A 16410-nucleotide genomic window follows, 5' to 3' on the forward strand; every position below is an offset into this window, starting at 1 on the left:
TTTTATCTATCTTGTCTAACAAACCAAAGCTCGCCAAAATTTATAGAAAATGTAGCTTGGAATATATTTTCTTTCAATAAATTATTATTAGTTGTTCCTCTAATTCCGTACATCAATCCTAAATCAATTGAATTTTCAGTTCCCAGCGGAAACGAAATTCCGGAATGAACGGCAATTTGATTAATATCTTCTCCATTAAATGTATATTGAGTCTGTTCATAACTTAAACCAAATCTATATTTTACAAGTTCCCAAAAGGTGGCAAATTTCTTTACCTGCTGATCGTACTCAATTCCCAAACTATATCTATTCATATCTTTTAAATTAAGCATTTTTTTATCATTTTGTACAAATTCAGACCAAGGCTGATTTACATAATCTAAAATTATATTAAATTTACTTAATGACAAATATAAACCTGCGGATAATTTGGCAGGAATTTCACTTTTAAAAGATTTACTTCCAAATACTTTTTTGCCAAGTGAAGTAGTAGCATAAGAAGAACTATCAGTATTTAATTTAGTGCCAATTTCATAACTTAAACCTAATCGAAAATTCTTAATAATTTCGTTCCCGAAAATATTTGAAAGGTTTGGCGTTAAAAACCCAAGTGTTGAACCTAGCCCTTTATACTTCAATTCCGACGTAAAATATGAATCTGTAAAATCTGATGAATCATCATATACAATTTGGGTTTCATATTTGCTGTTTCCGGTGTAATATTCAAATGTTGCACCAACTGAAAAATTAAAAGGTAGTAATGTTGAAAATCCAAAAAATATTTTGGACAAACCGCCGGAGCCTTTAAAGTCTTGAATATAACTATTTACTTCACCTTGTAAATATTTGTTTGAAATATCATAATTTATTGTTGAATATGGTGTGAATCCGAATACAAAACCAATCCCTAAATCTCTTTCTACCGGCAAACCTAACTGAAATCCCGAAAACTTTACTTCCGAAAAATTTGTCGATGACGAGATACTTGAAATGCTAGAATAATTTGTAATAAGATTTAATCCTAATTTTGTATCTGTTATTGATCCCCATGTTGCCGGATTGTTTAGGTTGAGTAAATCATTATTGAGAATTGCTGTTCCTACTCCGCCAAGTGATAATTTAGCAGCCGTATTATAGTAATATAAATCGCCAACGCCGTATCGCGTATAAATAGTTCCGCCGGATGCAAAAATATTGCCAATACTTAAGAAAATTAAAAATATTTTTAGATTCTTTTTCATCAAATTACTTTTGTGTGTAATAAATAGTTAATTTTGGTTTTAATGAATCAATAGGACAATTGCTGCTGTAAATTCCTACATGAGAAACACTTCTAAGTTCATCCGTCAGCTGAATTGACATACCTTGGTTATCTTCTCCATCAACCCAATTTTGAACAAAGAGTCTGATATCACCGCTATATTTATTTTCAGTTCTTTTTAACGAGTATTTACCAATTTTAGTGCTAATTGTAACTTTCTCTAAATTCGTTAAAAATCCAACAGCAATAGTATCCGCTTTTTTGGTTCCAAATTCCGTATTAGATTGATCTATAAACAAATCTAAAGTTGCTTTGTTTACAACAATATTTTCTGGAACTAAAGACAAATCGAAAAACATTTTACCACGAATTCCAAGTGAACTTTGCAATATAATATTTTCATTGGAATTTGGAATTATGTCACCTTTCGGCACATGCATATCAACACTGGGAACTGCGATCAGAGTATCAAACTCACCATCTTGTTCAAAAACCATATAAAGATTTGGATATTCTTCAACATTGTAAGTGGTAAGTCCTTGAAAACCAACAATCCCCGTTTTTGAAATGGGACGAATTAAAATTCCATAATCAGGACTATAAGTTGAATCATAAGTCCTTCTAATCCATCCATCAACTAATTCGGTACTAAGATCAAACTTCATAATGGTGTCTATATAGCTATAGGTTGAATAATCCAATAAATCCTCACTCATATAACTATAAATTGCATTAAGGGTATCTTTAGTTAAAGTACTTGGGTTCCAGCTTGTATTAATTCGGTGAATTGAAAACTGAAAATTATTACTGTCGCCAATCCAATATGTAGGTTGAATCTCGACCCAGCATTTAACTAATTTTGAAGAATCTGCTTTAAAAGGATCTAAAATAGAATCAGGTGGATTTATATAAAAACCTATTAAAGATTCTATAGTAACATTTTTATAACTTCCGAGAAGTATAGTTGACGAAGATCCAAATTTTAGCGAATCAAATTGGTAGGAAGCTAATGATTGATTAAAAGAGCTTGTATAACTATCAATCGTTTTAAAATTTAAATTATCACCATTTGGTACTAAATTTGTCCCTAAATTGCTGGGATCATTTGTACAAGATGCAATTAAAATGATCAAAATGTTGATCATTACAAAACTAAATATTTTCTTCAAAAAAAATCTCCAATAACAAAGGATTCAATATATTCAACAGCATTTTCAAAATTTGCAGCAACAAAGTTGGGCGAATTTTTGGAATTTTTCAACATAATTATTTCTTCATTGCTTAAAGTATTCTTAAGCAAAATTGTCTTAACTCCGGCATTAATCCCACATTCAATATCAACACTTCTGTCACCGATGAAAAAAGATTTTGACAAGTCAATTTCAAATTCTCTTTGAGCTTGAAAAACCATCTCGGGAGACGGTTTTCTGCACTTAGTCAAATTACCCGAATCAAAATCGGGATGATAAGGACAATAATAGAATTTATCAATTCCGGTACCGTTCTTTTCTAAAATTTGATTAATTCTTTCGTTCACTTCATCAACATCAGATTTCGAAATTAGACCTCTTGTGACACCAGATTGATTTGAAATAACAAATACTTTAAATGAAAAATTGTCTTTAAGTTTTTTTATTCCTTCGGCAACATCAGGGAATAATTTAATTAATTCTGGATTACCGATATACCCCAAATCAATATTAATTGTTCCATCTCGGTCTAAAAAAACGGCTTTATTTTTCATCAACTAAGAATTTTTTTATAAAGATCAATATATTCTTTTGAAGATGAGAGCCAAGTAAAATTACTCTTCATTCCATTTTTTTGCAATTTTGACCATGACTTTTTGTCTTCGGAAAATAATTTTATTGCTCTTTCAACCGCATTTAATAAATCTGTTTCTTTATTTTCAACAAAAACAAAACCATTGCCGTTTCCAGTTGTTTCGTCATAATTTTCAACAGTATCGGCTAATCCACCTGTTTTTCTAACAATTGGAATCGTTCCATAAACAAGACTATACATTTGATTTAATCCGCAAGGTTCAACTTTGGAAGGCATCAAATACATATCGGAACCTGCTTCAATTAGGTGAGCTAAATTATCATCAAACCCCAAATAGCACGCAAATTTATCGGGATATTTTGTCATTACTTTTTCGAAGAAATTAATATATTTTTTTTCTCCTGTACCAAGTAAAATAAATTGTGCATTGAGGTTCATTAAATCTTTAAAAGTTTTTTGCACAAGGTCAAATCCTTTTGCTTCATCCAATCTTGAAATCATTCCGATGACCGGTTTATTTTCATCGAATTTCAATCCAAATTTTTCAACTAATACTTTTTTATTTTCTAATTTACCTTCAATATTCTTAATTGAATATTTTTTTGCAATTTGTTTGTCTTTTTCAGGATTCCAAACATTCAAATCAATTCCGTTAAGAATGCCGTCTATAGAATTTTCTCGTGTTTTTAAAATTTCAAATAAACCATCGCTCATATCTTTATTTTTACAAATTTCATTCGCAAAACTTTTTGATACTGTTGTAATTGAATCGGAAAATTGTATTCCGCACTTTAGAAAACTAAATTTATCATTATGAAGTAATTCCTTTTCCGGTAAATAGTCCGCAAGTTTTGTCTTCTGTAAAACTGAGGCAGGAAATTCACCCTTCAAACCAATATTGTGAATTGTAAATACTGTTCTTATATTATTGAAAGTAGGATCATCTTTAAACATCGTTTTAAGATAAATGGAAACCAAACCTCCCTGCCAATCATTACAGTGTATAATGTCCGGTATCCATCCAAGTTTTGAAATGAGATCAAAGACAGATTTAGTAAGTAAAATAAATCTCTCATCATTATCTTTAAATTCCTTCCCTGAAATAGGATCAGAGTATAAACTTCTTCTACTTCCAAAATATTCGTCATTATCTAGGAAATAAATTTGAACTCTAACTTTTGGTCCAATAAGAAATGAAGATCTTAATGAATAAGTAATTCGCTTTCCCCCAATATCGGTAACCAAATCTTTTAATCTTACAACTTCGTGAATTTTAAACTTGCGCTCATCAATTGCGCCATATTTAGGGACTAATATCCTTACTTGATGTCCTAATTCCTGTAGTTTTTGTGTTAATGAACTAGATACATCAGCTAAACCACCAGTTTTAACGAAAGGTACAACTTCTGGAGTTACAAAAAGTATTTTATACTTCCTTGACGGGGGCATTGCAAATCCTTAAATTTTTAAGAGGTAAATTTACAAAAATATTGACTTATTGACAAAAATATTTAATATTGAGGTTTGCATTGCATTATTTTTGTTCATCCAAACACATATGAAACTACTTTTATATAACCCATCTCAAATCATTTCCGTAAACACGAATGGTAATAATTTTAAACGAGGAAGCGATTTAAATAAACTTAACTTAATTGAAAATACTTCTGTCCTATTAGAAAATGATAAAATTTCTGCGTTAATTTCAAATGATGATTTGAATAAATATAGATATGATGAGAAAATTGATCTTACAAATAAAATATTACTCCCAGGTTTAGTAGAAACTCATACCCATTTGGTTTTTGCGGGTTCAAGGTCCGATGAATTTTCAATGAGACTTTCGGGAAAAAGTTATGAAGAAATTTCCGAATCGGGCGGTGGTATAAACTCAACGGTAAAAGCCGTAAGGGAATCAAGTTTTGAAGAATTGCTGAAAATCTCGAAACCAAAAGTAGAAAATTTTATTGCTCAAGGCGTTACAACTTTGGAAATTAAGAGCGGATATGGTTTAAGTTTTTATGATGAAATAAAAATCCTGCAAGTTATTAACGAATTAAATTCTCTTTTCCCCATTGATATTAAAGCTACTTTTCTTGGCGCGCATACATTTCCGCCGGAATACAAAAATGATAAAAATCAGTATATTAAGATTTTAATCAAAGAGATAATGCCCTTTATTGCGAAAAATAAGCTCGCCACTTCATGCGACGCATTTTGTGAAAAAACGGCATTTTCGACAGAACAAGTAGATGAAATTTTTAAGTGTGCTAAAGAATTCGGATTAGATGTTAAATTACACACAGATCAATTTAATGTAATTGGCGGTGTTGAGGTTGGATTAAAATTTAATGCTCAAAGTTTGGACCATTTAGAAGTAATAGGTGAAGATGAAATTATTAAAATTTCAGAAAGTAATTCTGTTGCTGTTTTACTTCCAGGGGTTTCCTTTTCACTAAATTATCAATTCGCTCCGGCACGAAAACTTATTGACCATAACGCAATTGTTTCTCTTGCAACTGATTATAATCCCGGATCATCACATATAAACAACATAAGTTTAATTTGGGGACTAGCCGCTATTAAAATGAAAATGACAGCCGAAGAAATTATTTCAGCTTATACCATTAATGCAGCTCATGCTTTGTCAGTTTCAAAAAATACCGGAAGTATTGAAATTGGAAAAGACGCCGATTTTGCCGTCTTTGATACAAAAAATTATAAAGATTTGATTTACTCAATTGGACAAAATTTATGTTCAATGACAATTAAGAAAGGCAAAATAATTCATGCGAATTAATTTTAGGAATTTATTTGCATTAGTAATCATTTCTGCTTTCGTTTGGACTTGCGCATCAGAAATTCCGCAAAAAGAAAGTGTTGAAAATACAGATCATAAAATTAATGCAGATACTAGAAAAAATAAAATCCAAATAAAGGAAAATGTTACAGATAAAAAGATTTTGCTCGGGATTGATGTACTTGCCGAAGACAATTTTGAAATTCTGAAAAATAAAAGAGTCGGAATAATCACAAATCAAACCGGTGTTAACCGAGACTTAAAATCTACCATTGATATTTTATTTGAATCAAAAAATGTTAAACTTGTCGCGTTATTTTCGCCGGAACACGGTATTAGAGGCGAAATTGAAGGCGGGGAAAATATTGGAAATAATATTGATGCTTTGACAAAACTCCCTGTTTACTCTTTATATGGAAAGACTCAAAAACCTACAAAAAAAATGCTTTCTGATATTGATGTTCTTATTTATGATATTCAGGATATCGGCGTTAGATCTTATACTTTTATTTCGACTTTGGGACTTGCAATGGAAGCAGCATCTGAAAACAAAATTGAATTTATTGTTTTAGACAGACCAAATCCTTTAGGCGGACTTAAAATAGAAGGAAACATAATTGAGGATAATTTTAAATCATTCATTAGTCAATACCCAATTCCATACATTTACGGTTTAACTTGCGGCGAATTGGCAAAACTATTGGTTAATGAAAAAATGATAAAAACCAATTCTGATTTTAAACTAAATGTAATTGCAATGAAAAATTGGAATCGTGGAATGACATTTAAAGATACGAATCTTAAGTGGGTTCCAACATCACCTCACATTCCAAATTTTGAAACAACTTTTTATTATCCCATGATTGGAATTTTAGGTGAATTGCGAAGTGCGGTTTCAATAGGAGTCGGCTATACTTTGCCCTTTCAAATTGTGGGTGCGGAGTGGATAAATTCTTTTAAACTATCGTTTGAATTAAATAATCAAAATTTACCGGGATTGTTCTTCCGTCCAATTTCATTTAAACCGTTTTATGGTTTCGGAAAAGGTCAAACATTAAACGGAGTTCAAATCTATATTACAAATTACGATAAAGTGAATTTAACTGCAGTACAATTTTTTATTATTAGTTCACTTCAAAAGCTTTATCCAGAAAAAGATTTATTTAAATTATCCGATCAAAATGAAATAAAAATGTTTAACACTGCGATTGGTACGGATAAAATTTCAAATATGATTAAAAATAGAAAAGACATCAAAGAAATTTTAGATTTCCTAAATAAAGATGAAGAAAAATTCAGAAAAACATCAGCTAAATATTACATTTATTTCTAAATTTAATTTGCATTTTTGAATATAATACATCTAATTTGATTTGAATCACATTATTGATTGAAAAGTACTTTTATTTGTGTACTAAAATTTCAATCAATCAAAAAGGACAAATCAAATGAACAAAGTATTTATAACAATTTTATTGAGCTTATTATTTATAAGTTCTGTTTTCGCGCAATCACATTCAATTACTTATAAATTTTCAGTTGAGGGATGCGGTGACATTCCAGAATTGGAAATCTTTAGAGGAATAATGTTTGAAGGCGATAATATTTCTTTTGAACCATATACATTTCCTCAAGGCAATTCGGAATCCCAATTTTTTTATAATCTAATGGTTGGAGGTGAATTAGGTTTTCCGGTAAATTGTTTAAACGAAAATATTAATGTAAATATTGTACTTAAGGGAATTTGTGATCTTGATTTAACAAGTTTAACATCAGAAGAAGACATACTTAAAATTTTATATTTATCCATAGAAGTAACAGGTCAAAATACAGGTGTCCATTCAGATGAATCATATTATTACTTAGCAAATAATAAAGAAGCATATTTCAGATTACCATCAAGTAAAATAACTCAATTTTTAGCTTTCTTCGGTTATTCAATTAATGATTTTACTCCTTTTTATTATACAAACAATAACGAAATAGATTTAAATGGAATTAATAAAACTGTCGATAACAATTTTATATCAATTTACTTACAACATTTTTCAACTTTAGGTTTTGGTCTAAATATAGAGACTACAGATTCCAATGGCGGAGGCGATTCTGATTCTACAGATACAACAACTGACATAAATTCAATAGAAATTACACCAAATTCTTACAGTTTGAATCAAAACTATCCTAATCCTTTTAATCCATCAACAACTATTAGTTATACATTAAAGAATGCCGGTCTAACGAAAATTTCAATTTATAATTCATTGGGAGAAATTGTAGAATCTTTAGTTAATGAAATTCAGTCTGCGGGATCTCATAACGTTAATTTTTCAGCGGTCAATTTGCCATCTGGAATGTATTTTTATACTTTGTCGAGCGGTAACTTTACCCAAACCAATAAGATGATTTTAATGAAGTAGACAATAAAAAAGTTGGACATCTAATTAAAGCTGTTTCTTGAATTATATTTAATTTCTTGAAACAGCTTTTTAATTTCTACTGGCGAGTTTATTATTTGTTTGCGTATAAATGATTAACTTTTGACCAACCTTGATTAAATTGGTTTTTAATCCGTTCCAATTTCTAATTTGGCTTGCTTTAACACCATAATTTTCAGCAATATGTCCAATCGTTTCGCCTTTTTTAACTTTGTGAATTATTTTTTCGTTATCGTTCTTTTCCGCAACACTTTTATGAGAAACGGCTGTTTCACCGATTGATAATTTTTGACCAATTGAAATTTTTTCTGAATTAAGGTTATTCCATTTTTTAATTTCAGTAATAGTAACTTTATTTTTCAATGCAATTTTTCCCAACGTATCACCTTTTTTTACAGTATAAATTTTACTTTCCGCTTCAGGTAAATCGTCTGAATCATTAACATTTGAATGAATTCTAAGTGTGGTTCCGGCATAAAGTCTATTTGTTCTTAATTTATTCCATTTTCTTAAATTAACAGTACTTACATTAAATTTTTCTGCAATTTCACCTAATGTATCCCCTTTTTTAACTTTATATTTTACTAAATTGGTTTTAAGAGAATTTGATTGACCATTTCCATTATCGGCATATTCTACATTTGAAATTGAACCATTATATATTTTTAAAATTCGACCTTTATAAATCCTACTGCTTCTTAAATTATTCCATTTTTTAATTTTAGTTGGGGTTGTATTATATTTTAAAGCGATAGAACCTAATGTTTCTCCGCTTCTTATTCTGTGTTCAATCCATTCTTCTCCGGTTGATTTAACAAGTATTTTTTGTTTATCAAATTTATTCAAACCATTTATTTTTGAAAATTCTTGTATTCTTTCTTTCGGGACATAGAATTTGAGTAATTGACCAACATGGATTGTTGTTGTATAAGGCAAATTATTCCAGTTTCTAACATCTGAAACCCTCGCTTCAAAAATATCTGCCAAATCAAGCAAATTATCTCCGCTTTTCACTGTATAATCTACTTGTTCCATTCCTTCTGGCATAATAAATGAAATGGAATCGAGATTATTTTGATACAATTTAGCAAATTTTTCATCATCTACATTACCACTATGTACCATTTTATATGGCGCTTCACCACTATTATTCTCATTTACTTCAGTTTCATTTTCTTCTACTGCGAAAGCAACGTCAGTATTTGACATAGCATCCGATGTTGCATATTTAGAGACAGGAATTTTAAGTTTTACTTTTGGATAAATTTTTGAGTTAGATGAGATGCTATTAAATCTTGCAAGCAGGTTAATATCTATATCATACTTTGACGCAATAAGTGAAAGTGTTTCTCCTTTTTTAACACTATGCACAATATACTGCTGTTTAGCTTCACTTGGAATTGATGCCAAATTTTTCACAAATAAACTATAATTTTTCTTGGGAACCTTTAACGAATAACCTCCTGGGTAATTCGGCGGTGTATTATATTGAATTAGTTCAGGATTTAAATTTTTCATTTCATCTAATGAAATTCCCGCGCAGTTTGCGAGCACAGACAAATCTATAGCATCGTTAATTTTGTGAACTTCATATTCAATCGGAGATTCATAAGCTATATCGGTAAAACCATATTTTTCCGGTTGACTGGCAATCAGTGTTACCGCAATATATTGAGGTACGTAATTTCTTGTTTCTTTTGGGAGATATTTTTTAACTTCCCAAAAATCATCCGAGCCGGCACGTCTAACAGCTGAACGAACTCTTCCTTCACCACTGTTATAAGCGGCAATAGCCAAATACCAATCGTTCAAAGAAACATAAAGATCTCTTAAGTGCCTTGCTGCAGCTCTTGTTGATTTTTCCGGATCTCGTCTTTCGTCTATGTAAAAATCAACATTCAGATCATAAAGACGTCCGGTTCCTTTCATAAATTGCCAAAGTCCTACTGCTCTTGCCCAAGATTTAGCATTAGGTTTCAATCCGCTTTCCATTAAACTTAAAAAAATCAGTTGTGTTGGGACTTTCTCTTCTGCAAAAATTCGCGCCATCATCGGGAAAAAATAACCAGTTCTTTGAAGCCAATAATTCATGTGCTTTCTACCGCGACCTGTAAAATATTCAATGAATTGTTCAACGTGGCTGTTTACTTCTAAAGGAAAATCTCCAATTATAATTACCGTTTCATTTTTCAAATCTTCGGATTCCGAAACATTCAATTCTTCCATATTGCTGTTCATCCACTCTTCTACCGCATAATTCGGAGCGTCTTCAGGTAATTTTTCAAAACTATCAATATATGAGTCGTAATCATCTAAAATCGATTTTTCCAATTCAGAATATGCTTCGTTATCTTCAATATTAGGAAAGTAACTAAGTTCATTTATTATTGACATCGCGGAATCAAACGCGAACAATGCCTGCGATTCCAATCCTAAAGTTTTTGCGGAAAGTGCGTCTACATATTTTTGACGAGCATTTTCAAGGTTTTCATTAATTACTTCATTTGTTTTAACTACTACAGAAATACTGTCTTTTTTTGATAGGATTTTCTTTTGACTATTATTTGTATTGATTGAAGAACACGAATAGATAAATGCAAAAAAAATGAAAAATAGCGATGTTTTTCTAATCACTTTAAACCTATAATTAATTATTGCAAGTTATATGATTAAAGAGTTTTTTTCAAGTCAAATATAAAATAAATTTCATAACGTCTTAAATAACAACTACTTTTGATTATAATTTTTTATATTTGAATTTGAAATCCATTAATAATTCTTATCAATGTTATCGAAATGAAAACGAAAAATTTTAACCTTATTTTTATACTTTTATTTCAAATTTATAGCACATTATTTTATGCGCAAGAGAATAATTTTGAATTTTTACCTCAAGGCTTACATTTTTTACCGATTAAAGGCAATAATGAAGAAGCCCGAATTGGAATTCTCTACTATCATAAAAATGGAAATCTTAAAGTTGATATTGGCAATAATATCGATATTTTAGCTTTCAATTTTCCAAATTTCAATTCAAAACTTACTTTATCAATAGAATTTATGGCTTATGCGCTTTCAACAAATTATGCAGAAAAACGTTTACAAATAGATGCACTTGACGGTTTTTTTGGCGGCAATACGGCATTTTCAAAAAAATATGAAAGCGGAAAATTAATTTCTCGTTTCCGTATTATTCATAACAGCGCTCATTTTGTAGACGGACATTTTGATATGCATAATAATTCTTGGATCAGAAATGAAAGACCTATTCCATTTACTAAAGATTTCGGTGAATTATTAGCAGGTTATCAATTCGATGAAAATTTCGGCTCAATTAGAACATATACCGCTGTTTCTTATTCAACTTTAATTAGACCGTCTATTTTGAAAAAATGGCATTCTTTCTTTGGTTTTGAAATTTCGACAAATAAATTGATTAATAAGGTTTTTGAAAAAGAAACAAATATCTTTTGGGCAAATCATTATAGTTTGGAAGGAAATCCAAAATACCAACTTAATTTTAATAACCTAATAGGTTTAAAATTCGGCAAAATGGATGATAAAGGATTAATTTTTTATTTATCATATTTCTATGGTTCAAATCCGTTCAGTGAATATTTTTCGCAGCGGGTTAGTCAAGTGGGTTTAGGATTTTTTGTAGATTTTATATGAATAAATTTTGATTCGTCTTTTTCTAATCTGTCAAAAATTTGTAAATCAAATATCCAAAGTTAATCTGAAGCGCTCCAAGTGCGGCACCGCTGTAAATATCCAATTCATTTGTTTTATTTAAATATTTTTTGTCTGTAGTATTTAAATATTTTTCATAATTCTTATCAGATTCGGTTTTTAAGTAAGCTGCCGAAGCCCCTAAAAGAACCGCGCTTCCAACTGCAATGTAAAACAATTCAGATTCTACAAAACTTTTTTTCTTTGGTTTAAGTTCAATCAAATATGGAAATGAATGACCAATATTTTCAATGTTTTTAATTTTCAAATCCCAGTTTCTCATCGGTTGAATTTTAATTAATTGATTTTCATCAATGTTTACAACTTTGCTGTTATTAAATAAATTCAATGAATCTTGTTTATATAAATTTACATTGGAGGAGTTTTGAGAAAAAACAATAACAACAAACGCAAAATAAATTAGCGTAATTATTTTAATCATTTAATTTCCTTTCATCTGATAACAATATATATCATCTTTATCAATTCCAAAGAATAAACAATTATTATAAAAGAACGGTGATGTTCTGCATCTACCTTCGAATTGAATTTTATCAATCGGTTTCCCGGTAAATTTATCAATAATATCCGTTTCCAATTTTACATTAGGCTGAATAACAACATTGGCAAATACAAGGGGTGTTGTATTTATTAAACCTCTGTTCTCAAATTTCCAATTCTGCTTTCCATTGTCAATGTTAATCGAAAATAAATCTCCGTTCAAATTGCCGATATATAATGAATTTGAATCTAAAGCCGGCGCTGATTTAATTTTGTGTTTAGTATCAAACCGCCAATTTATACTTCCAATATTTTTATTAACAGAAAATACATTACCTAATTCATCGCCAAAATATAATGCTTCATCTTTTAACACAATGCCGCACTGCATTTCCTTTGTTATTTTTTTCTTATAAATAATCTTCCCTTCTTCTTTATCTACCGCATAAAGATTACCGTAAATTGAACATAAGTACAAATTATTTTCATCTGCTGCAGGATCAGATAAAAAATTCTCCTTTAAATCAATTTCCCATTCTTTCATTCCGGTTCCGGAAACCTTATAAAGTTTTCCAAAATCCGAAAGAATAAATATTTTTTCATTTTGGTATATCATCTCATTAGTGATTTTTCCATCAAGTTTTAATTCTCTGAAATCTTTTGCATTTATAAAATCATATACAATTAAAGAGGAATAGTTTTCCTTTTCTTCATTAACAATAAAAATTAAATTTGATCTTTCTATAATTGGCGTCTGTTCAATTCCGCCTTTATATTTAATTTCACCTATTTTTTTGCCATTATAAATATTTAAGGCAGTTAATCTGCCGCCCAAATCGGCAATAAACAAAATGCTGTCATAAGCAGCAAAGGGCGAATTGGAATAACTTCCGTATGTACTTTTTGACCAAAGCGGTTCTTTCTGAATTTCAATATTTTTATCGAAATAAAAATTCCGCTGTGATGAATTTCCATACTGAGAAACTATTTCGGCATTTTTATCTAACTTCGATAATTTTATCATTCTTGCACAACCGAACAATAAAATTGAAAATAAAAATATTGCAAAATATTTTTTCAAAAGTCCCATCCGAAAAAGAATTGATAAAACAAACTTTTTTGTATGGAAGAAAAATTATCCTCTATTTTTTTCCCAACATCGTAACGAAAAGTTATAGCGCCAAGGAAATTAAATCTTATTCCAATTCCTATGCTTCCAATTGTATTATCATATTTTGTGTCCCAAGCGCTTCCGGCATCAAAAAATGCCGCTCCTTTAATTCCGGAAAATCCTAATCCCACAAAAGGAAGTTTCAAATAAAATTGGTCAATCATCGGGAATCTAAATTCAACTGAAGACAACCACATTTTTTCGCCTCTAATCCTGAAACGAGGCCAGCCGCGCAAATCCCAGCTTCCTCCGGCTATATATCTTCTTGCATCTTTTCCTTCATTATAATAAATTGAAGCTCTTGTTGCTAATGTAAGCCGGTTATGCAATCGAAAATAATTTCTGTAATCCGCAATAACAGAATAAAAATTTGAATTACTATATTTTATATCCGTAGTGTAACCCAATAATAATCTAAATCGTGAACCGTCGATTGGTCCGGTATTTCCCCAAATAGTATTATCATGAATAAATGAAATTGAATTTGAAAGCAAAAGTGCTTTCCTAGGGTAAAGATCAACAGAAATTTCACGATCGGAATTTGAAATTGTCGCGCTTGTTTCAATTCGCTGGAAGGAAGATAATGGATAAATAAGAGATAAATACCCGCCGAAACTTCTTTCATAAAAGTAGCTGTCGCTTTCTCTAATATCATATCTTCTTCCGGTATGATGAAAAATTCCATATCCAAAATTTGTTCGTTTGCCGGTGTTAACACGACTTATTGCGACATTTATATTTTTAAAGAAATCGTTTTGTATCTCCGCAGTATTATAGATCATAAAATAATATCTGTCATCGCCCAATAAATCGCTAAGCGAAAAAATCGCCCCGCCTCTTGTTCCGTAAACCGGATCTGTAGAAATTTGACTGAACGCATAATCCAAAGAATATTGATTTTCATAACGAAGTTTGTCCGTTTCGGAATTTACAACAATTTTTTCAGGCTGCCATGGAGTTTTGATTTCATCAAATGAAAATATTTCCTCATGATTAATTGAATCGGGTATTTGATCCAACTTTAACGAAAAAAACTGAAATGAAAATTTTTCGAATGTTGAAGTAATTATTTCATTTGTATCAACAAATTCATATTCAAAAATACTTGTTAAAAAACGAGTCTTTTGGATCATTTTAATTGGTTCATCATATTCGTTAATATTAATTTGCCAAAGATTTTTAACGCCATCGTTATCGGCAAGGCAATATAATTTTGAGTAATCTTTTGCAAATTTTGGACTGCTTAAATCAGAGTTTGAATACGTTAAGTATTTTATTTCACCTGTTGATGTATTAAGCTCGAATAAATTATTTTTTTGCTGATAAATTCCGCTTGTTCTATCTGAGGCGAAAATTACTTTTGACTCATCTGAATTAAAAATAGGATCGCGATCGGAGTAATAATCATTTGTAAATCTTGTAAGTTCCCCGTTTTCAATATTCAATTGAAAAATATCAATATAGCCTTTGCTGTCGGCGGAATGGAAAAGTAATTTTGTTCCTTCTTTATTAAAACTTGGAGATTCAATTGTAATTACTTCATCGAATTTAAAATGTTTTATAATTTCATTCGATTTCGTATCATATAAATGAATCGCATCTGAAGGACCGGATTTTGTAATAAATGCTAAAATTCCATTTTGTGATATTGTCATAGAAGGTTTAAGCAAGTGAAAAGTTTCGAAAATTTCTTCCTTCTCACCTTGTAAAATTAATTTTGGTTCAATAAAATCTATTGAATCCGATTTGTATTCAATTTTATATATTGAAGAATATCCGTTTCTATTTCCAACAAAGTAAATATTATTTCCGTCTGCATTGCTTAAGTAATTGGGAGAAAAGTTATAACCCTCATAAGTAATTTTTTTTGATTCAATAAAATGCGGAGTTTTATTTTCATATAGCGGATAATACTTTTGTTTTAAATAATATTGCCAACCGTCATCTATTTTTTCAAAACGCTCGCCTAATGTAAATTCAATAACATCTTCAAATTTATTAAACCGCCAAACATTTTCAAGAAACTGCAGAATTTTATCTTCACCATATTTTTTCCCTACAAATTCAAGAAAATTTTGGCCTTCTTTATACATTAAAAAACTACCATAAATTCTATACATATCGGAAAGCGGCGCGTAGAAATTATTAAGTACAGCATCTCTCATTATCATTTCAGCTTGCGTATCCCAATGATATGACCAATATTCCGCTAATCCCTCAACAAACCAAAGCGGCGGATAATTATCATTTATAACTCTGTGATCTTTTACTACATTCAAGACTTTACCCGTCATAAAAACATGTACCAATTCGTGTCTTATAACATGACGGAATTGTTCAAGCGAAGTTAGATACGGAATAACGACGCGACCTTTCATAAATTCGAAAAATCCGCCAACGCCTTCAGGGATGAAATTGGGAATTGTGTTTGTCTGCTGAAAATGATTGTGCGTATTATAAAATATTAACGGAATTTTTTTTACCATTATATGATTAAACTTGATCTTTAAATCCTTAAAAGCTTCTTCAGCATATGCAGCGCCAATTTCAGCCATTTCTTCAAAATCATCATAGTAATAAATGTCAAAATGTTCGGTCTTAATTACTTTCCATTCAAAATTTTCGTAATGTACTTTGTTTCTGCCGAAAAAATAAAGCTGAGAATATTGTGCAGAATTAATTAGGAAGTAAAAGCAAAGAAAAATTAGGAAAAAGGTCTTATTTG

General features: G+C 30.2%; 12 protein-coding genes. 4 read left to right on the plus strand and 8 right to left on the minus strand.

The window, feature by feature from the left end:
* Positions 1-2: 2 nt before the first annotated feature.
* The 4 genes from IPK06_05810 to IPK06_05825 are packed head-to-tail and all read right to left on the minus strand — an operon-like array spanning position 3 to position 4495.
* Complete coding sequence (locus IPK06_05810) at positions 3-1241, minus strand: hypothetical protein (GenBank protein MBK7979508.1); 1239 nt, start codon at positions 1239-1241, stop codon at positions 3-5.
* A gap of 4 nt (positions 1242-1245) precedes the next feature.
* A complete protein-coding gene (locus tag IPK06_05815; protein MBK7979509.1) occupies positions 1246-2430 on the minus strand; it encodes a DNRLRE domain-containing protein in 1185 nt (394 codons plus the stop codon).
* Positions 2427-3005 (minus strand): HAD family hydrolase, encoded by a 579-nt coding sequence (locus IPK06_05820; protein MBK7979510.1) that lies wholly within the window; start codon positions 3003-3005, stop codon positions 2427-2429. The genes IPK06_05815 and IPK06_05820 overlap by 4 nt, the downstream gene beginning before the upstream one ends.
* Positions 3005-4495 (minus strand): glycogen synthase, encoded by a 1491-nt coding sequence (locus IPK06_05825; protein MBK7979511.1) that lies wholly within the window; start codon positions 4493-4495, stop codon positions 3005-3007. The genes IPK06_05820 and IPK06_05825 overlap by 1 nt, the downstream gene beginning before the upstream one ends.
* Before the next feature lie 109 nt (positions 4496-4604).
* Here IPK06_05825 and IPK06_05830 point away from each other — a divergent pair, with 109 nt between their 5' ends.
* The 3 genes from IPK06_05830 to IPK06_05840 all read left to right on the plus strand — a co-directional run bounded on the left by IPK06_05830 (position 4605) and on the right by IPK06_05840 (position 8266).
* Positions 4605-5846: an imidazolonepropionase gene (locus IPK06_05830; GenBank protein MBK7979512.1), complete on the plus strand. Its 1242-nt coding sequence runs from the start codon at positions 4605-4607 to the stop codon at positions 5844-5846.
* Entirely contained in the window at positions 5836-7179 is a 1344-nt protein-coding gene (locus IPK06_05835; GenBank protein MBK7979513.1) for a DUF1343 domain-containing protein, read from the plus strand. Before IPK06_05830 ends, IPK06_05835 begins: the two co-directional genes overlap by 11 nt.
* A 115-nt stretch (positions 7180-7294) precedes the next feature.
* Positions 7295-8266, plus strand: a complete 972-nt coding sequence (locus IPK06_05840; protein ID MBK7979514.1) for a T9SS type A sorting domain-containing protein — start codon at positions 7295-7297, stop codon at positions 8264-8266.
* A gap of 69 nt (positions 8267-8335) precedes the next feature.
* Here IPK06_05840 and IPK06_05845 read toward each other — a convergent pair whose 3' ends face one another.
* On the minus strand, positions 8336-10918 hold the full coding sequence (locus IPK06_05845) for a LysM peptidoglycan-binding domain-containing protein (protein ID MBK7979515.1): 2583 nt from the start codon (positions 10916-10918) through the stop codon (positions 8336-8338).
* A 162-nt stretch (positions 10919-11080) separates the two neighbouring features.
* Here IPK06_05845 and IPK06_05850 point away from each other — a divergent pair, with 162 nt between their 5' ends.
* Entirely contained in the window at positions 11081-11956 is an 876-nt protein-coding gene (locus IPK06_05850; protein MBK7979516.1) for a hypothetical protein, read from the plus strand.
* 22 nt (positions 11957-11978) lie between these two features.
* Here IPK06_05850 and IPK06_05855 read toward each other — a convergent pair whose 3' ends face one another.
* Genes IPK06_05855 through IPK06_05865 form a run of 3 tightly spaced genes read right to left on the minus strand, consistent with a single transcriptional unit; the run spans position 11979 to position 16366 of the window.
* Complete coding sequence (locus IPK06_05855; GenBank protein ID MBK7979517.1) at positions 11979-12455, minus strand: hypothetical protein; 477 nt, start codon at positions 12453-12455, stop codon at positions 11979-11981.
* Positions 12456-13595 (minus strand): PQQ-like beta-propeller repeat protein, encoded by a 1140-nt coding sequence (locus IPK06_05860; GenBank protein MBK7979518.1) that lies wholly within the window; start codon positions 13593-13595, stop codon positions 12456-12458. It lies immediately after the preceding gene.
* Positions 13592-16366 (minus strand): hypothetical protein, encoded by a 2775-nt coding sequence (locus IPK06_05865; protein MBK7979519.1) that lies wholly within the window; start codon positions 16364-16366, stop codon positions 13592-13594. The genes IPK06_05860 and IPK06_05865 overlap by 4 nt, the downstream gene beginning before the upstream one ends.
* Between the last annotated feature and the right edge of the window lie 44 nt (positions 16367-16410).

The organism is Ignavibacteriota bacterium (assembly GCA_016713565.1).
Lineage (GTDB): Bacteria > Bacteroidota > Ignavibacteria > Ignavibacteriales > Melioribacteraceae.